Origin of the sequence: Dactylosporangium cerinum (assembly GCF_042653625.1) — a bacterium.
GTDB classification, from domain to species: domain Bacteria; phylum Actinomycetota; class Actinomycetes; order Mycobacteriales; family Micromonosporaceae; genus Dactylosporangium; species Dactylosporangium cerinum.
Genome location: NZ_JBHSIU010000089.1, coordinates 1 through 23,558, shown reverse-complemented (window position 1 = coordinate 23,558; position 23,558 = coordinate 1). Strand labels below are relative to the sequence as shown.

Here is a 23,558-nt window from a genome sequence, read left to right as displayed (position 1 = left end):
TGTCTGTGTGCGGGGCTTCACCGCGGAAGCTCGGGGTGAGGCGGAGCAGGCGCAGGATCTCGACCGGTCCGTCGGCGGTTTTGGCGGTGGTCGTGGCCCGCTGGGACAGTACGGCGTGCGCGGCGGCGACGGCGTCGATGGTGTCGGTTTTGCCGTGGCGGCGGCGGGCGGTGCGGTCGGGGCGGTTGACCTCGATCACGGCGATGTGGTGGCGGCGCAGGAAACGGGTCAGTGCGGCGCCGTAGGAGCCGGTGCCTTCCACGCCGGCACGGTTCAGGATGCCGAAGCTACTGGCCCAGGTCAGCAGTTGCTGGTAGCCGGCGGCAGTGGTCGGGAAGGTGGCGTCGGCGACGTGGACGCCGAGGGTGGTGATGACCGCGGCGACGTGGACGTCTTTGTGCGTGCCGACGCCGAGAATCACCTGGTTCGGGTCCGGGTCGGGCTGACCGGCGGGGTGCCCGGCGGGGTGCCCGGCCGGGCGCGCGTGGGGCATCCTGGACATGGCGTGTTCGTCCTTCCGATGGCTCGTGGGGCGGATGGCCATCGCTGGACCGGTGGGGCGGTCAGAACTGTGATGGTGCGCTTGTTCGCAGCAAGGCCCCTATCGGGACACGCTCTACCGGTCCGGTGACAGCAAGCACTCCGGCAGCCGACGGTCGACGGATCAGCACCAAGGCATCGACAGAGCCAGTTGCGTTTCGGGTCAGACCGCGGCAGCCGGAGCACGGCTCCAGACTCTCAAGCCGCAAACCCAGACTCACAGTTGCGTTTGCCGATCAGTGGGCGCGTTTGGGCGGGTGCCGGTCGGGTCCTCAGATGGCGGTGGCGAGTTCGGTGAACGCTGCGGCGACGCGGAGTCCGCGGGGGGCGTCGACGCCGAGTTCGTAATGTCCGCGGCGGAGGTTCTGCATGAACGCGTGTCCGGCGATGATCGTCTGGGCGGTCCGGTCGGTCCGCAGCCCGCGCATCGGTCTGAGCCGATCATGGAACGCCGGGTCCGCTCATGCAGAGCCGAACTCCTCGACCGGACCTTTATCGTGCATCAGGCCCACCTGCTGCACACGCTCCACGAGTACGAGACGTTCTACAACCAACATCGGACCCACCGCGCGCTGCACGCCGCAGCGCCCCTACGCCCGCTCCCCCAACCGATCACCGACCGGACCAGCTCGACCACCTCGACATCCGACGACGCGATCGGGACCAGGAGAGCCTCATCGCGCGCGCCGGCCGCGTCATCCTCCTCGATCCGGGTCTGCGGCGCGGCCTGACTGATACCGGCCGCGGCCCCAACTACCCGCCCGTAGCACCTCTGTCAAACCGCGGCCGCGTCACGGCGGCGGAATGAACGGGATCGTGAAGCGGACCGGGCCGGCCGCCGTCGACTCCTGGCCGGCGGCGTCCACCGCGACCACGATGACGGTGTGCGTAGGCCCGGACGGCAGGGTCAGCATCAGCGAGGTACCGCTGGCGGTGGCGAACAGTGCCGCGCCCTCGTAGAGGCGATATCCGGTCACCGGGTCCGCGCTGGCCGGTTGGGTCCAGCTGAGCGTCGCGGTGCCGGTGAAGGCGCCGCTCTGCCGCACGCTGGCGGTCAGGCCGGTCGGCGCGGTCGGCCGGGCCGCCGGCCCGGCAAGGGTGGCGGCGGTGACCGTGCTCCCGGGCGCCGAGGAGCCACACGCGGCGGTCTGCGCGCTGACCGCGTACCCACGGGTGCTGGCCGATGGCAGCCCGGTGATGACGGCGGAGTCCGCCGGCCCGGTGGCGATCACGGCGCCGGAGGGCTTGGCGTACACGGTGAACCCGGTCGCCTCCACGGTGGACACCCAGTGCAGCGCGATCGTGGACGCGGACAGCGCGGTGGCGGTCAGCCCGGTCGGCGCAGGTACCGACGGATCGCAGGTCTGGGTGGCGGTCGCCATGGGTGCGCTCTGCGCTGACTCGCCGCCCGCCGCGTCCAGCGCAGACACGGTGAACTGGTGGCCGGTGTCCCGCCACAGGCCGCTGACCGTCGCGCTGGCGGCGGTGCTCGCGGCGACCGGGGTGGCGCCGTCGTAGACCTGGTACCGGACCGCGGCACCAGTGGAGGGCGCCCAGGACAGCGCGATCGAGGTGTTGGTGCGGGCGCCGACGGTGAGGCCGGTGGGCGCGGCGGGCCGGGCGCTCCCGCCGGACAGCGTGGTGACGGTGAGTCTGACGCTTGGGTGCAGCGTGCCGTTGCAGTCGCGGCGGGCCACCTGCACCGTGTGCGTGGAGGCCGGCGCCAGGCCGCTGATCCTGGCACTGTCCAATGTGGTCTGTTGGACCACCGCGCCGTCGAGCAGCACCAGGAGGGTACCCGGCTGGTCCCAGTAGGGCTGGGCATTGGACCAGGACAGCGACACCGCGGAGGCGGTGACGTCGGTGGCGACCAGGCCGCTCGGCGCGGTCAAGCCGCAGCCGAACGGGCCGCCGACGATCGCGGTACGGGTGACCGGGGCGCTCGGCGCGGACTCCCTGCCGTAGTGGTCGACCGCGGTGACCGTATAGGTGTGCGTGGAGTTGAAGACCAGGTTGCCGACGGTCGCGTGGATGGTGGTGTTGCGGGCCACCACCGCGCCGTTCTCGTAGACCTGGAAGTAGGTGGGCCGGCTGCCGCTGGCGGGCTGCGTCCAGCTCAGTGCAATAGAGGTGGCGCCGTTGCGGGCGTACAGCCGCTGGGGGATGGCCGGGCCGGAGCTTGCCGATGCGGTGCCCGGCAGACCGGCCAGTGCCAGCGCGGTCGCCACAGCGAACAGCCCGGTGCGTCGCAGTACCTGTCGCATGACTACAGGACAGCACTATCCATCTACGGTAGTCAATGATATCCCACCGTGGACCATGACCGCGGACAAGCGCCGTGACCGAACCCGATCGGAGGGCGCGTTGAAGCGAGTGCCGACCGGTCTTCAGATGGCGGTGGCGAGTTCGGTGAACGCTGCGGCGACGCGGAGTCCGCGTGGGGCGTCGATGCCGAGTTCGTAGTGTCCGCGGCGGAGGTTCTGCATGAAGGCGTGTCCGGCGATGATCGTCTGCGCGGTCCGGTCGGTCTGTAGCCCGCGCATCGGTCTGAGCCGGTGCTTGAGCTGGCTGGGGTCGGCTTCCACCCGGTTATTGGCGTGGCGTTTGACGTGGTGCCACGCCGACGTGGCCAGCTCATCGAGCACCGCCGGGTACGCCGGCGCAGCGTCGGTGATCACCTCGGTGGAGAGCCGGACGGCGACCATGATGATGTCAGGCGGGAACCGGAACCCGGCGAACGCTGACCGCGGTAGCAGGACTGGACGTCGGCGGTTCGAGTACTTCACCGTTCAACCCTGCCTGACCAGGGCATCGATTAATGCAACGGACCCGGGCAACGCTCAACGCAACGGAGCCATCGAGATCGCGGGCCGACGCGCGCAGCAGCGTCGGTAGCGCCGCCACGCCCTGGATACCGGCCAGGGCGTCGAACTGACCCCGCGCGGACGTACCAGGGCCGCTTGGCGATGCTGTTGATCGGCGCCACCCCCGCCGACACGACCGCACTCGACCAAGTCACCTGACACGCCGGCCCGACCTGCTGAGACTTGACCGAACCACGAAGGCGTCGTCGTCCACGACCCTATACGCTGGAATTCTGGATCACCTGGTCATTCGCGCCCCCGGTCTCTGGGAGGGCAGATGCGCATCAGCGACGTACTTCGAGTCAAAGGCGGACAGGTCGTCACGGTCACCCCTGACAGCGACGTGCGGCACCTGCTCAGCGTGCTGGCAGAGCACCGGATCGGCGCCGTGGTCGTCTCACAGGACGGCACCTCGGTCGGTGGCATCGTCAGTGAGCGCGACATCGTTCGGGCGTTAGCCGAGCGGGGTCCGGCGGTGCTGTCCGAGCCGGTCACCGCAGTCCACACAGCCCAGGTGCACACGCTCGCGCCGGATATCCACATCGAGGACGTCATGCGGATCATGACCGAGCAGCGGGTCCGGCACGTGCCCGTGGTGGTAGACGGCAGCTTGCGAGGGATCGTCAGCATCGGCGACGTGGTGAAGAACCGCATCGATGAGCTCGAAACCGAGCGGTCCGCACTGACCAACTACATCTCGGGCACCCGCTAACAGCTGGCGCGTTGAGCGATCTCTCAACGCCTGCTCCAGATGCCGTCCACGAATGCCGCGATACGCCGTGCTGGCAGCCATCCGTCGCGGACGGTGTCCGGAATGAGTAAGGCCCGGGTTCCCGAGGACGTGACGCAGCCCGCAGCGCACCGGGTCGTGCGCTGCGGGCTGCTGTTGGCTTCAATTCCTGGCTAGGTCCCGCCACCGGCGCGGAATGCCACCCAGGCATCGCTCATCCGCTCCGCCTGCCCGGCGGTGAACATGTTCATGCAGGAGTCCTGCGAATAGTCCATGAAGTTGTGGATCGGGTCCAGCCCGGGAGCGCCGCAGGTGTCCGCGCCAACTGGACAGTTGAACTGAGGGATGGCCTCCCGCGGGGTGTCGGCCACAAAGTCGCCGGACGCGGCGCACCCGTGCGCGAAGGTGTGCTCGAGCATCAGCCAGTGTCCGACCTCGTGCGTCAGGGTGTCGCCCTCGGCGTACTTGCCCGCCGTCCCGCCGGGCATCGATTCGTCGAGCATGACCACGCCGTCGATGTAGTCGCGGCCGTTGTTGTACCCCTTCGGGAAGTACGCCCAGCCGAGCAGCCCGCCGCCGATGTTGGCCGCGTACACATTGAGGGTGCGGGAGTCGCCGGTGTACAACGCCCGCTTCATGTCCCGCTCGTTCTTGCCCGGCACGACGGTGTACCAGTCGCTGTTCACTGTCCAGGTCGTGCTGGCAAGCGAGAACCGGAACGGCGTGTCGGATGCGTCCGCAGCTGTACGACCCGAGAACGAATCATTGAGCACCGCTACCTGTGCCGCGATCAGCGTGTTCCACCTGTCCTTCTCAGCCGCGCTGAACGGGCGGTCGGAGATCATGTGAACGATCGTGGGCACGGTGACGCCGCCGTTGGGTAGGCGCGGCGCATCCTTGATCACGCCGTAGGCGTTCGCTTCGTTCTTCGGATACAGCTCCGGCTCCTGGGCGGTGGCGCCCCCGCTTACCCGCGCCGCGCTGGTCCCACCGGCACCCGGCTCACACGCCGCGGCGCCCGCGGAGGCATGCACGGAACCCGCCGTGCCAGCCGCGCTGGAAGCTCCACCCGCCGCCACAACAGTCGCCACGGCAGCGGTCATGACCGCCAGCCGTAGCGTTGATCTTTTGCGCATCGTTCACCTTTCACGGATCAGCGAAAAACAGGCGGAACCGGCCACGACCGGGCGCCATGGACCTCGTCCTCCCGGTATGAGAAATACGCCGCGGCGGCGCCGAGAAGACTCCAGCGCCGCAGCCCCGACAGTGCGCGGGGCGCGCTGTGCCAACGCCCGCACGACCTGTGCACCGCCATACGGCGACGAACTCACACACGTCGTTATCCAAATAGCGACAAAGTGCGTCGATGCGTTACTCGCGCGTCCGGCTCCCGAAGACGGGTCGATGACCACAACCGCGTGCCAGGTGTCGGGCATGACCTGCCGGCCCTGCGTGCGGTCGGTCTCCGCCGAGGTCGGCACGCTCCTGAGTGATGTCGTGCAGGGATGCCCCGCGCGGCGACACCAGCCGTGCGGGTCGCGTAGTTCCGGCCGCAGCCCGAGCGGAGGGGGAGCACTCCGCTTCGTCGGCAAGCATGCGATCGACCTCCGAGCCGCCTTGGAGGCCACCGAAGGTGCCGCCTCTGACGACGAAGAGAATAGGCACTTTGAAGCGGACGGGAATCTCAGGCCGTAGCGCCCGGGAACCGCTTGTGCGGCCGCACTGTCATTCGATGAGCGGGAGCTTCTGCTACCACCCGTCCGCGCAGGAGGTCGGGACCGATCTCGGCCACCGACGACACGCCGCACAGTGCCATTGTGCGCAGCAGATCCTCGCGCAGCGCGGTCAGCAGACCACGCACACCCGCCTCGCCACCGACCGCCAGGGCCCAGAGGACCGGACGACCCACCAGGACCGCGTGGGCGCCCAGCGCGAGCGCCCGCACCGCATCCGCACCGGTGCGGATACCGCCGTCCACCAGGACGTGCGCGGGGGTATCGGACAGCGCCGCGGCGACCTCGACCAACGCGTCGGCGGTGGCTACCGCGCCGTCCATCTGCCGACCGCCGTGGTTGGAAACGACGACCCCGCTGGCCCCCGCTGCGACGACGACCTTCGCGTCGTCTCCGCGCAGAACGCCTTTCACCGCGACCGGCAGGCCGCTGACGTCGGCGACCCAGCCGATCAGGTCGGGCGTCAGGGTGTTCTCCAGTTCGATCGAGTAGCTGGCCGAAACCTGCCCACTCTCAGGGAAGTTGGCCAGCCGCAGGTTCGCGCCGGTGGGCAGCCGGTAACCGTGGCGGCGGTCGCGGCGGCGGTCGCCCGCGATCGGCGCGTCGACCGTCAGCAACACGGCGCGGTAGCCGACCGCCGCGGCGCGCTGCAGCAGATCCCGGCTCAGGCCGCGGTCTCGCAGCACGTACGCCTGGAACCATTGGACGCCACCGGCCGCGGCCACCTCCTCCACAGTGGAGGTGGCGTAGGTCGAGACACTGAGGACGGTGTCTGTCGCCGCCGCCGCGGCCGCGGTGGCGATCTCGCCGTCGGGGTGGGCCATCCGCTGCAGACCCATCGGCGCCACCGCGATCGGTGTGGTCATCCGGCAACCCAGGACCTCGACGCCGGCGTCCACGCCACTCACGCCACGCAGCACGCGCGGTGCCAGAAGCCGTTGCCGCCAGCTCGCGACGTTGGCGGCCAGGGTCGTTTCGTCGCCGGCGCCACCGGCGAAGTAGTCGTACACCTCTTCGGGCAGCCGCAGCCTGGCGGCTGCCTCGGTCGCCTCGAGGTCCGCCCAATCAGTAGCCGGCAACCGGATCCACCACCCCGTCGAGTTGAAGCCCCGCGACCCGCCGCGCGACGTTGTCCCGAATTCGTCGCAACAGCAAGGGCGCGGCCAACTCGGCCGGACAGCTGGTGTGCGGCGTGATCAGGCAGTTCGCGAGGCGCCACAGCCGGTGCCCGGCCGGCAGCGGTTCGGGTTCGGTGACGTCCAGCACCGCACCGCCGAGGCGTCCTGTCTCGAGCGCCACGGTCAGGTCATCGGTGACCACCAGCGGGCCGCGGGCCACGTTGACCAGCCAGGCGTCGTCCGGCAACCGCTCGAGCAACCGGGCGTCCACCAACCCGACCGTCTCCGGTGTCAGGGCGAGCGCCAGCACCAGCACGTCCGTCTGCGGTGCGAGCTCCTCGAGCAGCTGCGGCCCCACGGTGCGACGGGCCCCGGGTACGTTCACCGGAGCCCGGCGCACCACGTCGATGGTCACCTCGAACGGCGCCAGCAGCCGGATCAGGGCGCTGGTCACCCCTCCCCCGCCGACGATCGTGACGCGCGCGCCGAACAGCGAGCGGGTGGGCTGCGGCTCCCACCGGCGGTCGCGGGCGTAGCCCGGCACGCCGCGGAACCCGGCGAGGAGCGTGGCCAGCACCCACTCGGCCATCGGCTCGGCGTAGGCGCCCTTGGCCGACGTCCACACCCGGTCATCGGTGATGAGTGGCCCGAACGCGTCCACGCCCGACGTGACCAGCTGCACCCAGCGCACCCGCGGGTGTTCGCGCAGCGTGGCGCCCAGAGCGGCCGGGTCGGACCAGTCGGTCCAGATCACCCCGTCGGCGTCGGCCACCCCGCTGAGCGTGCCCCCGCCCGCCCGGACCGCATCCTCGATCCGGTCGCGGTCGGCCGGAGCGGAGTGCGGTGCGGCCGGCAGCACGCAGATCCGCGTCTCGTCGGCCACGTCAGTCCTGGCCCATCGTGTGCCCGGCGACGTCGGCGAGCGAACGCCGACCGGGACAGGTGTTCACGCCGAATGGGGCCCGCGTGCCCTCATAGTTGATGGCAAGGGACGAGGTCTCAAACATGTCAAACTCCCAGGTTGGCGCCGACAACCGCGGGGATCTTGAAGACCTCGTCCGGATCATCGCCGGCGATGATCGCGCCGGGTTGGAACAACCATCGCACGGTCGCAGATGTCCCACCGGAAGTCAATCTTTGTAATCCACCACGAGGGCCCAGGCACACTGTGGATGATACGTGCCGACACCGGCATTCCCGCCTGCATCGACCTGACTTGACACGCCCCGAGAGCCGAAACAGAATGGCACAACCAAGCGCTTGCTAGGCGCACACGATAGCGGATGTTGACGTCAGCGGCGCCACCGCGACGAACTGGATCCACAATCGAAGGAGCCCGCGCCATGCCGATCCGGATCGCCGTCCTTGACGATTATCAGCGCGTCGCCCGGTCGAGCGCCGATTGGACGCCACTTGACGGCCGGGCCGACGTCACATTCTTCCACGACCACATCACCGACCCGGCTGACTTGGTCCGCCGGCTGGAGCCGTTCGACGTGGTCGTGGCGATGCGCGAGCGGACGGCGTTCCCGGCGGCGATCCTCGACAGGCTGCCCAACCTGGCCCTCCTGGTCACCACCGGTCCGTTCAACGCGGCGATCGACGTCGCGGCCGCACATGCCCGCGGGATCGTGGTCTGCGGAACTGGCGGCGTGCCGCACACCACGGCCGAGCTGACCTGGGCCCTCATCATGGCGGTCACCCGCCGGGTGCCGGCCGAGGATGCCGCGCTGCGGGCAGGGCGGTGGCAGACCACGATCGGTCCTGAGCTGGCTGGATCGACCCTCGGCATCATCGGGCTGGGCAATATCGGCTCGAGGATCGCCCGCTACGCGCGGGCCTTCGACGTTGACGTCGTCGCCTGGAGCGAGAATCTCACCAGCGAGCGGGCCGAGGCGGTGGGCGTGAAGCGTGTCGGCAAGCGCGAACTGTTCGAGCGCGCCGACATAGCTACCGTCCACCTCAAGCTGAGTGAACGCACGAGGAACCTGATCGGTCGACCCGAGCTGGAACTGCTCGGCCCGCGCGGCTATCTGGTCAACACCTCGCGCGGGCCGATCGTGGACGAGTACGCCCTGGCCGAGGCCCTGTCGGACGCCGCCATCGCCGGCGCGGCGCTGGACGTGTTCTCCGTCGAGCCGTTGCCAGCAGACCACCCGCTGCGCGACGCGCCGAACACCGTCCTGACGCCACATATCGGCTATGTCTCGATGCCGATGTACGAGCGGTTCTTCTCGCACGTGGTGGAAGACGTCGTGTCATGGCTGCAGGGCACCCCGGTTCGGGTAATCCCGGCCGAGTCGTAAGCGCCGGAGGCGGGCTTGGCCGACGCCGAGGGCTTGCCGGGGGTCAGCGCACTCCCGGTCACTGGCGTTTCGACCCAGCGGCATAATCTGCTGAGTTCCAGTCCGCTCCGCGATCAAGAAAGACCCACAATGGGTCCTTTCGATCCCTCTCCGATCGAGTGGCTGCCGGTGGCCGGCTGTCCCGAATCTCGTCGACACACAGTTCGTCAAACACCACCATGCGGGAGGCGATACGCCACCGACCAACGGCATCCGGCGTGAATTTGTCCAGGTATCGACATTTCACAGTCGTCAATTGCTGCATGCCGGAGGCTTCTTGTTCACGGCGCCTCAGATAACACAGGCAGTAGGACTCGACTAATGCGACACCCGGGTCAGGCAGGTCAACGAGGACGTTGGTGATGAAATGAACCGACGAGTCCAGTTGTGCATGGCGAACCTTCATGTCCTCGATCAGCCCGTCGACCCCTCCTCGGTACGCACCGTGGTGATCGAAGGCGTTGTCGTGGTAGCACGCACGCACCGAGTCCCAGTCACACCGATCGACCGCCCTCGCATACCGGTGCAGGCAGTCAGTAACGGCCATGGTCACCTGGACCCGTGATTGCTCGAACTGGTCGTCCCGCGGCATTGGTCACCCACTTCCTCGAGTCTGTCGATGCCGTGCTGCGTCATGGCCGCTGAACCAGGACGGATGACGACCGTGGGGCGGAGGATGTCCGCCCCACGGCCAGCTTTCGGTCCAATCAGCAGAGCGGCTGGTAGGTCGCCCACGGTCCCTTCGGCTTGTTGTCCGCGCCGAACTCGATCAGCGACAGGCCGCACAGTCCATCCGTACCGAGGTGCTTGGTGGCGGAGTAGGACAGGGTGAAGCTTGCCTGGCCGAACGAGGCCTGGTATCCGGTGATGCTCTGGATCGCCTCGTTGAGCTTCTTCGGGTCGTCCGCGCCGCCGGCCTTCTCGATCGCGAGCTTGACGATGTGCACCGTGTCCCAGGCTTGGGCATCGTAGGCCGTGATCTCGTAGTCGGCGCCGTTCTTGTCCTTCAGGAACTTGGTGAGCTCCTGGGTACGAGGGTTCTGGCTGTTGATGGAACCCATGAACACCAAACCGTTGAGGGCGCCCGGGTTGGCCAGCTTCCAGGAGTCCGGCTGGTTGCCGATCGACGCGAGGGAGAACCGCGGCTTCGCGGCCAACTGGCTGGCGAGCGTGTTCTGCGCGAGCACCTCGAACGCGCCACCGAGGCTCGTCACCATCACCGCGTCGACGTTCGCGTTCTTGAGTCGGGCCACCTGTGCCGACAGGTCGGACGCCGCGGTGGCACCCTTCTCGGACGCTGCGATCTGCACACAGGGCATCGCGTCGAACAGCGCCTTGTCTACCGCGGCCATGGTCGGGGAGTCATCGGTCAGCACGCCGATCTTCTTGATGTTGGCCTTCTCGAACGCTCCGCAGTACACCTTGGCCCAGTCGCCGGTCGCGTTGGCGAGCATGTAGATGAACTCGTTGTTCGGCGGGTCGACCAGCGTCTGGGTCACGCTGGTGGGGGCGATGGCCGGGATGCCGAGCTGGGTGAGGATCGGCTTGGCCTGCGCCGTTGCCGCGCTACCCGTCTGCATCAGCACCAGCTTGGCGCCCTCGCTGACCAACTTCTGCACCACGGCCGGCGACCTGGTCGGGTCGCTCTCGTCGTTGCCCACCACGAGCTGCAGCGGACTACCGAGCACGCCGCCCTTGTCGTTGATGTCCTGAATGGCCAGCCGGATCGTCTTGCCGGAAATGTTGCTGTATGAAGCGCCCGGACCAGTGCTGTCCTGGTCCAAGCCGATGATGATGGGCTTACCAGTCGCCGTGCCGGTGTCCGGTGCGTCGGAGCCACTCTTGTTGCAGCCCGCGAACGTCACCAACGCGGCGATCAGCGCTCCAGCAAGCGTCGCCGATCTCCTGAATGTGGCCACGTCTACCCCCTACCTCACTGGGACGAATGAATTGGGCTCAACCGTTACGTCGCTACCGCCACGTCGTTCCTGCGTGCGGCCTGGCGAGGAGTCCTCAACCTAACAAGCGCTTGGTTGCCCCAATATCTCTTCGGGCGCGTCCCGTGTCAAGGGGTGCTTGGTCGCGAGCGGGTTACAGAACGATCAAGCCGGTAACCTTCGCGGTCAGCAGCCGCACCGGCGTCACTGCGACGTGGAGGAGTTGCTGGTCGAGCGTGGCGTGGAGGTCGATCACGTCACGGTCTTCCGGTGGGTACAGCGTTTACGCCGCTGCTGGCCGACGCCGCCCGGTTCTGCCGCCGTTCACCCGGTGATAGGTGGTATGTCAATGAGACGTACGTCAGGGTCAACGGGGTGTGGCGGCACGTGTACCGGGCGGTCGATCAGTACGGGCAGGTCGTCGACGTGCTGGTCTCGGTGCGCCGTGATGGCGACGCGGCGCGGAAGTTCGTCCGGCAGGCGCTGTCGACGTTGAAGGTGACGCCCAGCGAGGTGGTCACCGACGCTGCCGCGGTCTACCCGGCGTGCTGGATGAGCTGATCCCGCAGGCGTGGCACCACGTCGAACGGTATGCCAACAATCCGATCGAGGCTGATCACAGCCGGCTCAAGCAGCGACTGAGACCGATGCGTGGACTACGAACCGACAACACGGCACAAGTGATCGTCGCCGGACACGCGTTCGCGCAGAACCTCCGTCGCGGACACTACGAACTCGCCGTCGACGCCCCGCCCGCTCTGCGCGTCGCCGCCGAACTCGCCCAAGCGATCTGACCGCGGACCCGACACGGGTCAATCGCGTCCGCCGATTCCACAATGCAACGGCGCCCGATGCAGTGTTCACCGCCGCGGGGATCGACGTGCTCCGCACGCCACCACAGGCCCCGAGAGCGAACGCCTACGCGGAGCGCTGGGTCGGCACTGTACGACGCGAGTGCACCGACCGGATGCTCATCGCCGGCGAGCGACACCTGACGAGGCTGCCATACCCTGGATCGTCGCCGCCCTGGTTTGGCCGACCTCGCACAAAGCCGCACGTCACAGCCACCGAATCGAATTTACGAGCCCAACAGGTGCTGACCGCAGCCATCGGCCGGGTGCTACTGCGGTTGACGCAGTCATCACCCGGCCGGGCCGAACGTGGTGCTGTCTACCTGGTTTAGACGGGCACGTTTCCGCCGAACGCGACCATGCAGTTCCCTGGCGCTGCCGGCACGGGGTTGGCTTTGGAGCCGTAGTACCCGATCTGCCAGGCACTGACACGCTGTTTGGGAGTGCCGTGGTGGTCGGGAGAGTTCACATTGAGGTCGCCGCTGACCGAGAGAGCATTGATGGCTTCTTCGACGTCGCCAGGCTCGAGCAGACCTTCCTTGTAGACGGTCCGTGCCCACACACCGCTGAAGCAGTCGGCCTCCAGTTCTGCGTTGGGGGGAGTGGTGGGGATTCGGAACGCTCCCTGCATCTGGAGCTCGTTGGCGATGTGGTGGCCGAACTCGTGCGCGACGATCGTCGCGGCAGCGAAGTCGCCCGGCCTCTTCGACTGCTTGTCGAAGATGTTGCCGTCCCACATCTTCAGGAACGTGTTCAGTGGCAGGACGATCGTGCCGTTGTACGTCCTCCCGTTTTTGCTGACCACGTCCAGAGCGCAGAAGAACGCGTTCGGGAAGTCGGTGTTGACGACCGTCGAACGTCCGTAAGGGTCGGTGCACTTGCTGACATACGTGGAGCCCGGTCGGACGATGCGGTAGGAGATCATCGGCTCCTGCAGGCCAACCTGCTTGAACCATGCGGTCCACATGTTGTCCGCACTGTCCATGACCGCGGCGAGGTACTGAGCGGCGGTGTCGAGCTGGCTCATGCCTGGTTCCGGCGAAGTCAGCTCGGCGTAGCTCTCGATCCCATCGCCGTAGCTCTGGATCCCCCCCTGAGTCTGGGTCCGAGTCGGTTCAGGCCTGGGGCTCGGCGACTCAGTAGGTTCCGGCGAATATACCGGCTCGGGGGACGTGGTCGGCGGCGGGCTGTAGGTGCTGCTGCTGGTCGGCTCGCCGCTAGCCGCGGCATGGGTGCTGCTGGGCGAGCTGCCACCACACGCGGTGAGCAGCAACGAGGCGCTGAGGGTGATAGCGGCAACAAAGCTGCGCCAAGGGGATCTGGTGCGCACGTTCGTCTCCATTGTCTCGCTTGCCGATACGGGACTAGCTCACAGGGACGCAAGCTATGCAGAGAGCGCCACCGTGTCTGGTGCGAATGGTCTCCAGTCCCCGTTGTGTGAATAGGTTGACGCCAGCGCCGTTATTATTGGCGCCCCATGGCGGATTCGATGGCTCCTAGTGTCACGTGATCACGTTTGCCTGATTTGTGTGACGTGAACGAACCAGCATCTCCGCGGGCCAGACGCCTTGAACTAGACCAGATCGGATAACACGATCAGCATCACGCGACACTAGAATTTGATTGCTAACTCTAGATGAGGACTACGCTCCGGGAATCCGTCAAGGCGTTCATGGTGCCGACCGTTCGTACGTATTTAGCTCGGGGTACAGGGCCTTTGCAAAGGTAGGGATTTGACCGATTTTGGTCTACGTGAGCAGGCCAAGGAGTCGCAGCGGTCGGTGGGGGTCTCTGGCGTTGGAGCGCATCGTGCGGGGTGCGAGCGAAACGCACGCAGTACCCCGACAGATCAGCGCCGATTGCTCCATCAGTACCGTGACCGCTGCCTGGTCACCGGCCGCGCTACGGGCCATGAGCTCCCCGTCGTCCCTCCCTTGCGGTTTCGCATTCGGCCGCCGCATCGTCGCCGTCCCCATCGCTGTTCCCCTTCCGCCCCCGGATCTCGGCACAGCCTGTGGCGGCCAGCGCGGCGGGACCCGGTCAAATGAGCGGATCGGGAAAAGTTCTCCGGATCCGGCTCGGCCGGCCACGCTCGGCGGGCGGCGCGGCATCCGGTCATGCCGCAGCGGGGGGATGGACCGCCACGTCGCATCCCGCCGGCTCAGGCACCTGGCCGCGGCGGCTGGCGTGCGGATGCCCAGGATGCACCCTCAATGCTGAGACACACGTTCGTCACGGCCATGCTCGACGCCGGCGTCAGCCTCCGCGACGTGCAGATCGCCGCCGGCCACGCTGACCCGCGTACCACGATGCGCTACGACCGGGCCCGCAACAACCTCGACCGGCACCCCAACTACATCCTCGCCACCTACATGGCGTCCGAACCTGACCCGGCGGCTCGCGACCATGCCGAATTGCGTACATCCGATCTTGGTCCGGATACGAGGTGGGCTGTCTGGTCGGTGGTTTCCGACGGCCGGGTCGGTGGAATCCGTCTGGGTGCGACCAGTCCGCTGAGGGCGCCGGCCAGTGACAGCACCGCGCAGGCGACCATCGCGGCGGTGAATCCGCTGTTGAAGGTCTGGGCAGACGCGTAGCTACCGGTGGAGGCGAACGCGGCCACGACGACGGCGACGCCGAATGCTCCACCGAGTTGGCGCATGGTGCTGTAGGCCCCCGACGCCTTGCCGACATACTGCGGCGCGACCGAGCCGAGCGCGGCGCTCTGCGTGGCCGGCAGCGACATGGCCACTCCGCTTCCGGACACGATGAGCGGCGCGATCAACTGCTGGTAGGCCAGGCCCGGTTCGGCGATCACCGCGATCCAGATCATCGCGGCCGCGTGCAGGCCCAGGCCGGCAACGATGAACGGCCGCACACCCATCCGGCCGATGAGCACGCCGGCGATCTGCGGGACGATGAACGTCGTTGCGCCCCACGGCATGAGCGCGAGCCCGGCGCGGACCGGGCTGAAACCCAGCCCGGTCTGCAGGAACTGGGCCATGAAGAACAGCGCACCCAACGCCGATCCCCATTCGAAGAAGATCGCAATGTTGCCGACCGAGAACGCCCGCGAAGCGAACAGGTGCATGGGCAGCATCGGCTCGACCGCGCGCCGTTGCCACCGGACGAACCCGACGGCGAGCAGCACGCCCACCGTCAGGGTGGACAGGATCTCGGCGCTGCCCCAGCCAGCCTTGCTGCCGCGGACCAGCGCCCAGACGATGCCGAACGCGGACGCGGTCACCAGCAGTAGAGCGCCCGGGTCCAGCCTGGCCTTCGGGCCGAACGATTCATCGATCCTGGTCAACGCAAGCGAGATCAGTACCGCGGCGATCGGAATGTTGATCCAAAAGATCCACGGCCAGGAGACCCCGGTGACGATCGCACCACCCAGCAGCGGTCCCACCGGAACCGCCAACCCGGTCACGCCGGCGAAGACACCGAGCGCCTTGGACCGCCGGTCGGCCGGGATGGCCGCACCGAGCAGGGCCAGCGCCAGCGGCATCAGCAGCGCGGCTCCGGCGCCCTGGACGGCACGCGCCGCGATCAGCGCGCCCACGTCCGGTGCGAGCGCGCAGCCGGCCGACGCCGCCGCGAACACGGCCAATCCGGTGATGAACATGCGTCGCCGGCCGAACCGGTCGCCCAGCGCGGCCGCCGTCATCAGCAGTACCGCAAAGGTCAGCACGTAGGCGGTGACCGTCCACTCCAGCTCCTCGATCGAGGCGTGCAGCGCGGTGCGGATGGCGCCCAGCGCGGACGTGACGACCAACGAGTCCAAGGTCACCATCATCGCCGCGAGCGCGGTCACCGCAACCGCCCACCGCTGCGCAGCCGTCAACGTGGGTGATGTGCTGTTCGGTGGCATTCTTCCCTCCGTCTTTGTCGGTGGTACTTGCGATTCCGAGGCCTGGTCCATGCCGTCGGGTGTGGCCACCTCCGCGGCCGCCGGTAGACGTGGCGTGGGCGGTGTAGAAAGCCTTCTCGAGGGCCATGGTCATGCCTTCCCAGGCTGGCTGGGTGAGGGGGTGGGAAGCCCTGACGCCGGCCGGCGGCGCCCGGGGCGGAGCATGGGTCCGGATGCGGTCGCGCACCGCTACATCGCCGCTTGCTCGCTCGCCGGTTCGGTCCGGCGGGAAAGCGGACGCAGAATGCCGTCCGGAAATCCGACCAGGCCGTGCGCGAGCATTCGGCGGTGGGCGATACGCCAGCCGGTCGGGGTGCGTTCGAAGCTGTCGACATAGCGGGCCAGAATGATCGGGTCAGCTGCCGCGCCCGGCGGCCGGTGCCATGCGTAGACGTAGGACGTCGTCGCGGCGTGATCCGCGTCGGGAAAACTGATCTGCACGTTCGAGATGTGATGACTGGTCGCCGTGCCGTCGAGGAGCTGGCGCGTGAGCCAGTCGACCAACGCCGCTGACGAATGCAGGATCTCGGCCTCGCGAACGCCGTATTCGGCCAGGCAGTCGTCGGTGAACACCCCGGCTATGGCAGTGAAATCCCGCTCGTCGACGAGCCGGGCGTAGGTATGCAGTACCTCGGTGATAGCGGCTCGGTCGGTGAGCTCGCGGACGGCGATGTCGATGTCGATGGACACGGTTCCTCCTGCTGGCATCGGATGCGACAGTGCGTTGTCGCTCCACTGAGGTAGACACCGCGGCGTCGGGAAAAGGGGCGCCGGCCGACCGCCACGTTCGCCCCTCGGCCGGTGTCCAAACAGGAGGTACGACAACGATGCCGGGAAGAAGGTGACCCGAAGGTGGGACAGTGGCTGCCGACCTGATCTCGAAGGCGCGGGCCGGGGACGGCGACGCGTTCCGTGAGCTGACCGAGCCGCACCTGCGAGAGTTGCAGGTGCACTGCTACCGGATGCTCGGCTCCTTCCAGGACGCCGAGGACGCCCTCCAGGAGACGCTGCTGGCCGCCTGGCAAGGCCTCGACGGTTTCCAGGAGCGCGCCTCACTCCGCACATGGCTCTACCGGATCGCCACCAACCGGTGCCTCAACGCGCGCCGGTCGGCCAGCCGACGCCCGGCCAAGGAGTGGGACATGCCCAATGTCGAACCGCCCGAGCCGACCCGACTCAGCGAAGTTGTCTGGCTCCAGCCATATCCGGACGCCCTCCTCGAGAGTGCGTTCGACGCGCCACCCGGCCCGGAGGCCCGCTACGAACAGACCGAGACCATCTCCCTGGCCTTCGTGACCGCCCTGCAGGTCCTACCGCCCCGCCAGCTCGCCGTCCTGGTCCTGCGCGACGTCCTGGGATTCCACGCCAATGAGGTGGCCGAGATGCTCGACTCGAGCGTCGAGTCGGTCAAGAGCGCCCTCAAACGGGCCCGCGCCAGACTGCAGCACCGGCACACAACCGACGACCGCGAACCGGCTCCCGCCGCCGGCTCACCCGCCGAGGAGGCGATCGTGGCGAAGTTCGTCAGCGCGTACGAGTCCGCCGATCTCGACGCGCTGGTCGCGCTGCTGACCGACGACGTGTTCACCTCGATGCCGCCGATGCCCTTCGAATACGGGGGCCGCGACATCGTGGCCCGCTTCTACGCCAGCATCTTCGGCTCCGGTCGTAGGTCCGATCTTGTACCGACGCGAGCCAACGGCCAGCCGGCGTTCGCGGCCTACCTGCGCACCCCGACCGGCATCAGCCACGGAACCGGTCTCATCGTCCTCACCCTCACCGGCGACCGGATCTGCGCCATGACCCGCTTCGAAAACAGCGTGTTCCCGTGGTTCGGGCTGCCGCGATCAATCCCGAGCCGATAGCCGGGCCTGACCACCAGTTCGGTACAGCGGTCAGGCCCGGGGTCTACGGGTACGACTGGGCTTCCTCCTGAGATGTGGACACCCTGAGACTGGACGTTGGTCCAGGGGAGGCTCCGCGGCCGCCGCCCTGGCGGCGTCACGACGTGAACGCCGTCAGGGTGCCCGGTGCGTCGGTGGCGTCACGAGCCGCGACCAGGGCCATGCCGCCGGTGAGGACCACGCCCTCGGCGTAGCCGTCCACCGGCGCCGTCCACCGGCGTCGGCCGGTGCCCGTATCGAGCGCCAACAGTCCGCCCTGGCCGGAGGCCAGGTACAGGGCGTCGTCGACCAGGGTCGGCCGGTCCACCGGGCCCGGAACCGGTTGCTGCCAGGTGACCTTGCCGGTGCCGACCGCCACCGCGTACAGAGTGCCGGGTGTGGTGTCCGTGCCGATGTACACGTCGTGGGCGCTGACGGCGAACGAGGACATCGGCGGATCGCCCGGAGGGGCGAACGACCATTTGCGGGTGCCGGTCCGGGCGTCGAGCGCGAAGAGGCTGGTGCCGCGACCCGGCAGCGCTCCGGCGGCGACGCCGGCCACGAAAAGGGTGCCGTCGTCGGCGACCGGCGTCACCAGCCGGTCGGCGCCGGTATCGAAGGTCCAGGCCACCCGCTGCCGGGCCAGATCGATGGCGGTCATCGTGCCGGTGCCCTCACCGCCGACGTATGCCATCCCGTCCGCGATGGTGGTGCGGGACACGCTATGTCCGACATGGACGGACCAGCGGGTCCGGCCGTCCGCCGGGTCCAGCGCCACGAGATCGCGCCGGCGCGTACCGAGGTACACCGTCCCGTCCTGGATGCTGACCTGCGCGCCGTCGGCCGCGCCGACGAACCGCCAGCGCTCCTGGTGGCTTCTCAGATCGACGGCGTGGGTGACGCCGTCGGACGTCGTGGCGTACACGGTGCCGGACGCCACCGTGACCGCTGCGTTCAGCTGCGCGCCCAGCGCCACTGACCACAGGACCGCGCCGGATTCCAGGTCCAGCGCCACGAGCGATCCGTCTCCGGGCACCAGCACCTGCCCCGCCACCACAGCGGGCGGCAGGGTCAGCGGCACCGGTCCGGTGAAGCGCCACCGCACCCGGACCGGGTCGCTCGGGGCAGGCCCGGGCATCCGGCCGGTTCGCCGGAGATCGCCGCGGTAGTCGGTCACGTCGGCGATCCTCGGGGGCTGCACGGCGGTCGACGGCGGCGCGGTAGGCGCGGCGGTCGAACAGGCCGTCAGCAGCATCACGGCCACGGTCGGGCCGGCCCAGCGCATCAGCATGCGCCGACTCTGCGCCCGATGCCCGCCAACCGGTACCGTGCTGCCACAGTGCCGCCGGGGCTGCGGCGCGGGCATGATGGTGCGATGTGGGCGGCCCGCGCCATCATCGTGACGGTCTTCGCCGCCCTGTCGGTCGAGGCGGCCCGGGCCGACCTGTCGGCGGGTGCTACCGCGGTGCTGGCGGCGGTCGACGTGGCGGTCGGGCTCGCATTCGCCGTGGCGGCGCTCGCGGCGGTCGGCAGCCACGCCGAGCGGTTGACGGTGGCCGCGGTCGGCGCGGCATGGCTGGCCGGCTCGACCTTCGCGGTCACCCGGTCGCTGCATCAGAGCGTGCTGGTCGTCGCGCTGCTGGCCTTTCCGGCAGGCCGGATCCGCGGCGTGGAGCGGGTGCTGCTCACCGTCCCCGCGATCGCTGCGGCGTTACAGATCGTGCCGCAGCCCGGCGTCGCCGCGCTCTTCGCCGCCGTCGCGCCAGTCGCGTTGCTCAGCGCGCCACGCACCCGCCCCGCGGTGCGGGGCGCCGCCGTGGCGTTCCCGGCCGCTGCCGGCGCCGTCGTCGCCGGTGCACTGATGTACTCCTGGTGGGGCGCCCGGCACGATCCGCCGATGTCGCCGCTCGTGGTCTACGAGTCGGCGCTCATCGCGGTCGCCGCCGGGTTCGTGGCGGCCACCAGGGCCGTGCGCAGGGGCGCCGGACGCCTGGCGGACCAGGCCATCGGCGGCGACCGGGGCAGCGGCATGACCGGCCTGCGAGCCGTGCTCGCCGACCTGCTCGGCGATCTGGACCTGCGCGTCGACCTGTGGGACACGACGGCCAAGCAGTACGTCGATCCGGCGACCGGTGCCACGCGACCCTTCGACGCGGAGGGAGCATCGCCGGTACGGGTGGACGGCGCCCTCGCCGCCCGTATCGTCACCACCGCGACGGCGATGGCCGACCCGCCCACGGCGGCGGCGGTGCGCACGGCGGTCGGCCTGGCCGTCGCGAACCACCGGCTGCGGGCAGCCCACGAGCAGCGGGTAGCGGAGCTGCACGCGTCGCGGCAGCGCCTGCTCGCCGTCACCGACCGCGAGCGCGACCGTGCGGCCGGAGCGCTGCGCACCCAGGTGATAGCGGCGCTGGATCGGGCGGCGGAGGCGCTCGCGGCGCGAGATCGCATCCATGTTCCGGGGCCTGACGCGGGGGACCTCGGCACGTTGCTGGACGAGGTGGTGGCCGGGATCGGTGTCGCTGCCGCGGACGTGCGGCGCATCGTCGGTGGCGCACCACCGTCGGCGCTCGGCGACGGGCGGCTGCGCGCGGCGGTCGAGTCGCTCGCCGCGGCGAGCCCCGTGCCGGTCTCGGTCGGCATCGAACCGATGCCGGCCGCCGGCGCCGCCGTCGAGACGGCGCTGTTCTACGTGTGTTCGGAGGCGCTCACGAACATCGTCAAACACGCCGGGGCAGGCCGGGCGTGGATCCGGCTGCGGTACACGGATGGGCGGTTCGTGCTCGAGGTCGGTGACAACGGCTGCGGCGGCGCCGACCCGCACGGCTCCGGGTTGCAAGGTCTGGCCGACCGGCTGGCGGCCCACGGAGGCCGGCTGACCGTGGCCAGCCATGCCAACCACGGCACCCTGCTGACCGCGACGATCGGCAACCCTGCGGTCCGCTAGGGCAGGCGGCACTCAGCCGGGACGACGAGCGGCTCCGGCACCGTGCCGGCGGTCGCCTTGACCACTTCCGCCATCGACGCCGCCGTGGCCGGGTCGCCGGCGAGGCGGTCGAGCACGGGCCGCACCGCCTCGCGCAGTTCGGCGAGCTGCGCCGGTGATGCCTGCGCCACCCGCACACCCTGCTTGCACAGACGGTCCGCGATCGTCGAGTCGTCATAGCCATGGTCGATCGAGGCCTGCACCGCCTCCCGCGCCGCCGCGCGCAGCCACTCCCGCTGCTTGGGGCTCAACGCGTCGTACCGCGTCCGGCTCATGGCGATGACCGGCATCCGGGGCCACAGCACGACGTTGGCGGCCAGCACCGGCAGCAGCCGGCCGTAGTTGTTGCGCGCGTACTGGGCCACGTCGATCTCGGCCGCCCGCAGGGTGCCCGCGCGGACAAGGTCCGGGAAGGTGTAGCTGGCCTCCACGGGGACGCCGCCCAGCACCCGGACGACGTCGGCCTGCACTGAGGAGTGGAACGCTCGTATCGGCATGCCCCGCCAGTGCCGGAGGTCGGTCAGGGGCGTGTCCACCGACCACAGGCGGCGCACCGGCCCCACGGTCAGGCCAAGTCCGATCACCCGCGAGTGGTCGAGGGTCGCCAGCAGCCGGCTGGCGGCCGGACCGCCGGCAAGCGCCCGCTGCGCGGCGTATCCGTTGACCATGAACGGCGCCTCGACCGGCTCCATCCCGTGCAGCCCGGCGGGGCCGAAGGCGCGGGTGGCGGGGAAACCGCCGTCCAGCGCGCCGCCGTCCAGCGCCGCCACAAGGTCCGACTCGGCCGAGGCCGCCGTGTCGCCGTAATGGTCCACGACCGTTACCCGCAGGCGGCCACCGGAGATGCGCTGCAGCGCATCGACGAACACCGGCGGCCCGATGATCTCACCGTTGGGGTTGAGGTTGTCGATGGTGGCGAAGCGCAGCACGACAACGTTGCTGCCGGTCTTGTCCGCCACGCCGGCGGCGTCGCAGGCCGCGCCCGCCAGCACCCCGGCCGCTACGACAACCCCGGCCAGGATCCGCACCGTCAGGCAATGCGCGTCCAAGGCTGCACCGTCCAGTTGCTCAGCTCCGGGAACCCTGCCTGGTCGCCGATGCCGACGAAGTTGTTGAACGACACGCCGTTGTCGACGACCTTCCAGTCGAGATGGTAGTCGTCCTCCGGCCCGCAGCCGTCGAGCTTCTGCGAGTGCCGGGCGCAGCCGCTGAGCTTCACCAGCAGTACCTGATCGTGGACGAACCACGCCGTGTTGCCCGTGCCGTGCAGGGTGCCGACCTCGACCACGGCGGGCATCTTCGGGTCGTGCGTGCCGCACTCGACGCCCGGCGTCTCGATCGCGACGCATTCGAGCTTGAACGTGCCGTCCTTCACCGTCAGCGTCCAGGTGCCGGCATTGCCCGGGTCGTCGATGCCGAGCTCCCGCGCCCGTTCGACCGGCAGTTGTGAGCGGTAGACGCCGTTGGGCAGCGCCGACCGCTCAGGCGGCGCCTTCGGGAGCGTCGGTGCGGTGTACGGCGGCGGAGGACTCGCCGGCGACGATGGCGCGCTGCTCGCCGCGCTCCCAGCTGTGCGGTCCCCGCAGGCGGCGACGAACACGGCCGCCAGCATCATGAGTCGGGTGGCCCTGCGATGTCCGGTCATGCACCGAACGCTACGAACCCGCCCGCCCGCACACCACCGTGGTAGCTCAGTGCGGCCAGGCCGGTCCCCGTCGTACGCTGCTGGCGTGACCAGTTCGGAGCGAAGCGTAGCGGCCGGTCACCAGGAACACAGCACGGTCAGCCACGACCGGGGCGCCTCGATCGGCATTGCGGTGATCGGGCTGGCCTGGCTGCTCCCCGCACTGGCCGCCTGGCCGCCGCTCGGCGCATACCCACGCGCCGCGCTCCTGGCGGCGCCGCCGCTCGCGATCGCCGGTGTGGCACTCCTGATCGACGGGCGGCGCCGGATCGCGATCGCGCTTTCCGGCTTCGCAGCGGCCGTCCACGTGCTCACATACGACCCGTTCTACGACCCGGCATGCCACTGGACGTGTCTCGCCGCTCCGGTGCCGCTGTCGAGCGTGGTCGGGCTGCGCACGGCCACGCTCGTCGTCTCCGGGCTCGCGCTGGCGGCCACCGTTGCGGCGATCCGGCAGCGCGAACCGGGCCGCAAGCTGGTCCGGCACGGCCGGGGCCTGCTGATCGCGTGCGCCGGCTCGGCGCTGCTGACGGTCGCGGCCATCAGCGCCCCGCTGGCGGACCGCGCCACGGCGGCCCGACCACTGGCGACACTCGGCGCGCTGCTCGCCGGCGCCGCCGTCCTCGCCAAGGCCTTCCATGTGCGGCACGTGCGCGGACAGGTTCAGCGGGCGGTGGCACAGCTCGCGGGCACCGTCACCGGACCGGTGATCGCGGTGCGGTTCGCACTTCCGGGCGGCACGATGTGGCTCGACGGTGCCGGACGTCCGGCGCCGGACGGCGACGGGCCCGCCGTGGTCCTGTTCGACGGGGACCGGCCCGCGATCAGGCTGCTACTCGGCTCGCGGACCAACCCGGCCCTCACCCTGGCCGCCATCGGCCCCGCCAGCCGCCTCGCCCTGCACAACGCGCGGCTCCGGGCGGCCGGCGAGTACCAGCTCGCCGAGATCCGGGCGTCACAGCGCCGGATCGTCGAGA

The 23,558-nt window shown here is 69.3% G+C and carries 20 protein-coding genes and 3 pseudogenes; 8 read left to right on the top strand and 15 right to left on the bottom strand.

Annotated elements, in window-relative coordinates; translation table 11 throughout:
- The 4 genes and pseudogenes from ACFPIJ_RS50575 to ACFPIJ_RS50560 all read right to left on the bottom strand — a co-directional run.
- On the bottom strand, positions 1 to 502 hold a 502-nt coding region (locus tag ACFPIJ_RS50575; RefSeq protein WP_380126650.1), incomplete at its 3' end, for an IS110 family transposase.
- Between the two features lie 310 nt (positions 503 to 812).
- Positions 813 to 980: pseudogene (locus ACFPIJ_RS50570) on the bottom strand (IS6 family transposase); the annotation flags it as partial.
- A 351-nt stretch (positions 981 to 1,331) separates the two neighbouring features.
- Complete coding sequence (locus tag ACFPIJ_RS50565; RefSeq protein WP_380126649.1) at positions 1,332 to 2,804, bottom strand: fibronectin type III domain-containing protein; 1,473 nt, start codon at positions 2,802 to 2,804, stop codon at positions 1,332 to 1,334.
- Between the two features lie 123 nt (positions 2,805 to 2,927).
- Positions 2,928 to 3,326 (bottom strand): DDE-type integrase/transposase/recombinase, encoded by a 399-nt coding sequence (locus ACFPIJ_RS50560; protein ID WP_380126648.1) that lies wholly within the window; start codon positions 3,324 to 3,326, stop codon positions 2,928 to 2,930.
- 355 nt (positions 3,327 to 3,681) lie between these two features.
- Here ACFPIJ_RS50560 and ACFPIJ_RS50555 point away from each other — a divergent pair, with 355 nt between their 5' ends.
- The gene (locus ACFPIJ_RS50555) at positions 3,682 to 4,116 is read left to right on the top strand and encodes a CBS domain-containing protein (RefSeq protein WP_380126646.1); all 435 of its coding nucleotides are present in this window, start codon (positions 3,682 to 3,684) and stop codon (positions 4,114 to 4,116) included.
- A gap of 191 nt (positions 4,117 to 4,307) precedes the next feature.
- Here the strand turns inward: ACFPIJ_RS50555 and ACFPIJ_RS50550 are convergent, their stop codons facing one another.
- From ACFPIJ_RS50550 to ACFPIJ_RS50540, 3 genes are all read right to left on the bottom strand, one after another.
- Complete coding sequence (locus ACFPIJ_RS50550) at positions 4,308 to 5,237, bottom strand: zinc metalloprotease (RefSeq protein WP_380126645.1); 930 nt, start codon at positions 5,235 to 5,237, stop codon at positions 4,308 to 4,310.
- A gap of 581 nt (positions 5,238 to 5,818) precedes the next feature.
- Positions 5,819 to 6,946 (bottom strand): alpha-hydroxy acid oxidase, encoded by a 1,128-nt coding sequence (locus tag ACFPIJ_RS50545; protein WP_380126644.1) that lies wholly within the window; start codon positions 6,944 to 6,946, stop codon positions 5,819 to 5,821.
- Complete coding sequence (locus ACFPIJ_RS50540) at positions 6,933 to 7,868, bottom strand: NAD(P)-dependent oxidoreductase (protein WP_380126643.1); 936 nt, start codon at positions 7,866 to 7,868, stop codon at positions 6,933 to 6,935. Before ACFPIJ_RS50540 ends, ACFPIJ_RS50545 begins: the two co-directional genes overlap by 14 nt.
- A 460-nt stretch (positions 7,869 to 8,328) precedes the next feature.
- On the opposite strand from ACFPIJ_RS50540, the gene ACFPIJ_RS50535 reads away from it, so the two are divergent.
- Positions 8,329 to 9,291, top strand: a complete 963-nt coding sequence (locus ACFPIJ_RS50535; protein WP_380126641.1) for a D-2-hydroxyacid dehydrogenase family protein — start codon at positions 8,329 to 8,331, stop codon at positions 9,289 to 9,291.
- Between the two features lie 58 nt (positions 9,292 to 9,349).
- On the opposite strand, the gene ACFPIJ_RS50530 is transcribed toward ACFPIJ_RS50535, so the two are convergent.
- Both ACFPIJ_RS50530 and ACFPIJ_RS50525 read right to left on the bottom strand, forming a co-directional pair.
- Positions 9,350 to 9,922 (bottom strand): nuclear transport factor 2 family protein, encoded by a 573-nt coding sequence (locus ACFPIJ_RS50530; RefSeq protein WP_380126640.1) that lies wholly within the window; start codon positions 9,920 to 9,922, stop codon positions 9,350 to 9,352.
- A 115-nt stretch (positions 9,923 to 10,037) separates the two neighbouring features.
- On the bottom strand, positions 10,038 to 11,195 hold the full coding sequence (locus ACFPIJ_RS50525; RefSeq protein ID WP_380126639.1) for an ABC transporter substrate-binding protein: 1,158 nt from the start codon (positions 11,193 to 11,195) through the stop codon (positions 10,038 to 10,040).
- A 283-nt stretch (positions 11,196 to 11,478) separates the two neighbouring features.
- On the opposite strand from ACFPIJ_RS50525, the pseudogene ACFPIJ_RS50520 reads away from it, so the two are divergent.
- Positions 11,479 to 12,061: pseudogene (locus ACFPIJ_RS50520) on the top strand (IS6 family transposase); the annotation flags it as partial.
- A gap of 385 nt (positions 12,062 to 12,446) precedes the next feature.
- Here ACFPIJ_RS50520 and ACFPIJ_RS50515 read toward each other — a convergent pair.
- Positions 12,447 to 13,145: a neutral zinc metallopeptidase gene (locus ACFPIJ_RS50515; RefSeq protein WP_380126638.1), complete on the bottom strand. Its 699-nt coding sequence runs from the start codon at positions 13,143 to 13,145 to the stop codon at positions 12,447 to 12,449.
- Between the two features lie 166 nt (positions 13,146 to 13,311).
- Between ACFPIJ_RS50515 and ACFPIJ_RS50510 the strand changes: the two genes are divergently transcribed.
- Together ACFPIJ_RS50510 and ACFPIJ_RS50505 are read left to right on the top strand one after the other, a co-directional pair.
- A complete protein-coding gene (locus ACFPIJ_RS50510; protein ID WP_380126637.1) occupies positions 13,312 to 13,563 on the top strand; it encodes a hypothetical protein in 252 nt (83 codons plus the stop codon).
- A gap of 672 nt (positions 13,564 to 14,235) precedes the next feature.
- A pseudogene (locus ACFPIJ_RS50505) lies at positions 14,236 to 14,436 on the top strand (tyrosine-type recombinase/integrase); the annotation flags it as partial.
- A 50-nt stretch (positions 14,437 to 14,486) separates the two neighbouring features.
- Here the strand turns inward: ACFPIJ_RS50505 and ACFPIJ_RS50500 are convergent.
- Together ACFPIJ_RS50500 and ACFPIJ_RS50495 are read right to left on the bottom strand one after the other, a co-directional pair.
- Complete coding sequence (locus ACFPIJ_RS50500; protein ID WP_380126635.1) at positions 14,487 to 15,989, bottom strand: MFS transporter; 1,503 nt, start codon at positions 15,987 to 15,989, stop codon at positions 14,487 to 14,489.
- Positions 15,990 to 16,217: 228 nt separating this feature from the next.
- Positions 16,218 to 16,718 (bottom strand): nuclear transport factor 2 family protein, encoded by a 501-nt coding sequence (locus tag ACFPIJ_RS50495; protein ID WP_380126634.1) that lies wholly within the window; start codon positions 16,716 to 16,718, stop codon positions 16,218 to 16,220.
- Positions 16,719 to 16,888: 170 nt separating this feature from the next.
- Here ACFPIJ_RS50495 and ACFPIJ_RS50490 point away from each other — a divergent pair, with 170 nt between their 5' ends.
- Positions 16,889 to 17,893 (top strand): sigma-70 family RNA polymerase sigma factor, encoded by a 1,005-nt coding sequence (locus ACFPIJ_RS50490; protein ID WP_380126633.1) that lies wholly within the window; start codon positions 16,889 to 16,891, stop codon positions 17,891 to 17,893.
- Between the two features lie 136 nt (positions 17,894 to 18,029).
- On the opposite strand, the gene ACFPIJ_RS50485 is transcribed toward ACFPIJ_RS50490, so the two are convergent.
- On the bottom strand, positions 18,030 to 19,202 hold the full coding sequence (locus ACFPIJ_RS50485; protein WP_380126632.1) for an outer membrane protein assembly factor BamB family protein: 1,173 nt from the start codon (positions 19,200 to 19,202) through the stop codon (positions 18,030 to 18,032).
- A gap of 84 nt (positions 19,203 to 19,286) precedes the next feature.
- On the opposite strand from ACFPIJ_RS50485, the gene ACFPIJ_RS50480 reads away from it, so the two are divergent.
- Entirely contained in the window at positions 19,287 to 20,858 is a 1,572-nt protein-coding gene (locus tag ACFPIJ_RS50480; RefSeq protein WP_380126631.1) for a sensor histidine kinase, read from the top strand.
- Here the strand turns inward: ACFPIJ_RS50480 and ACFPIJ_RS50475 are convergent.
- The gene (locus ACFPIJ_RS50475; protein WP_380126630.1) at positions 20,855 to 21,946 is read right to left on the bottom strand and encodes a TRAP transporter substrate-binding protein; all 1,092 of its coding nucleotides are present in this window, start codon (positions 21,944 to 21,946) and stop codon (positions 20,855 to 20,857) included. The two genes, ACFPIJ_RS50480 and ACFPIJ_RS50475, sit on opposite strands and share 4 nt — an antisense overlap.
- Entirely contained in the window at positions 21,928 to 22,542 is a 615-nt protein-coding gene (locus tag ACFPIJ_RS50470; RefSeq protein WP_380126629.1) for a hypothetical protein, read from the bottom strand. Before ACFPIJ_RS50470 ends, ACFPIJ_RS50475 begins: the two co-directional genes overlap by 19 nt.
- Positions 22,543 to 22,627: 85 nt before the next feature.
- On the opposite strand from ACFPIJ_RS50470, the gene ACFPIJ_RS50465 reads away from it, so the two are divergent.
- Positions 22,628 to 23,558: hypothetical protein (locus tag ACFPIJ_RS50465; RefSeq protein ID WP_380126627.1), on the top strand; the 931-nt coding region annotated here is incomplete at its 3' end.

Bases quoted from the DNA above. Each gene is read 5' to 3' on its own strand.
- ACFPIJ_RS50565 (WP_380126649.1), bottom strand. From the start codon at position 2,804: ATGCGACAGGTACTGCGACGCACCGGGCTGTTCGCTGTGGCGACCGCG.
- ACFPIJ_RS50555 (WP_380126646.1), top strand. From the start codon at position 3,682: ATGCGCATCAGCGACGTACTTCGAGTCAAAGGCGGACAGGTCGTCACG.
- ACFPIJ_RS50550 (WP_380126645.1), bottom strand. From the start codon at position 5,237: ATGACCGCTGCCGTGGCGACTGTTGTGGCGGCGGGTGGAGCTTCCAGC.
- ACFPIJ_RS50535 (WP_380126641.1), top strand. From the start codon at position 8,329: ATGCCGATCCGGATCGCCGTCCTTGACGATTATCAGCGCGTCGCCCGG.
- ACFPIJ_RS50530 (WP_380126640.1), bottom strand. From the start codon at position 9,922: ATGCCGCGGGACGACCAGTTCGAGCAATCACGGGTCCAGGTGACCATG.
- ACFPIJ_RS50515 (WP_380126638.1), bottom strand. From the start codon at position 13,145: ATGAGCCAGCTCGACACCGCCGCTCAGTACCTCGCCGCGGTCATGGAC.
- ACFPIJ_RS50500 (WP_380126635.1), bottom strand. From the start codon at position 15,989: ATGCCACCGAACAGCACATCACCCACGTTGACGGCTGCGCAGCGGTGG.
- ACFPIJ_RS50485 (WP_380126632.1), bottom strand. From the start codon at position 19,202: ATGCTGATGCGCTGGGCCGGCCCGACCGTGGCCGTGATGCTGCTGACG.
- ACFPIJ_RS50480 (WP_380126631.1), top strand. From the start codon at position 19,287: ATGTGGGCGGCCCGCGCCATCATCGTGACGGTCTTCGCCGCCCTGTCG.
- ACFPIJ_RS50470 (WP_380126629.1), bottom strand. From the start codon at position 22,542: ATGACCGGACATCGCAGGGCCACCCGACTCATGATGCTGGCGGCCGTG.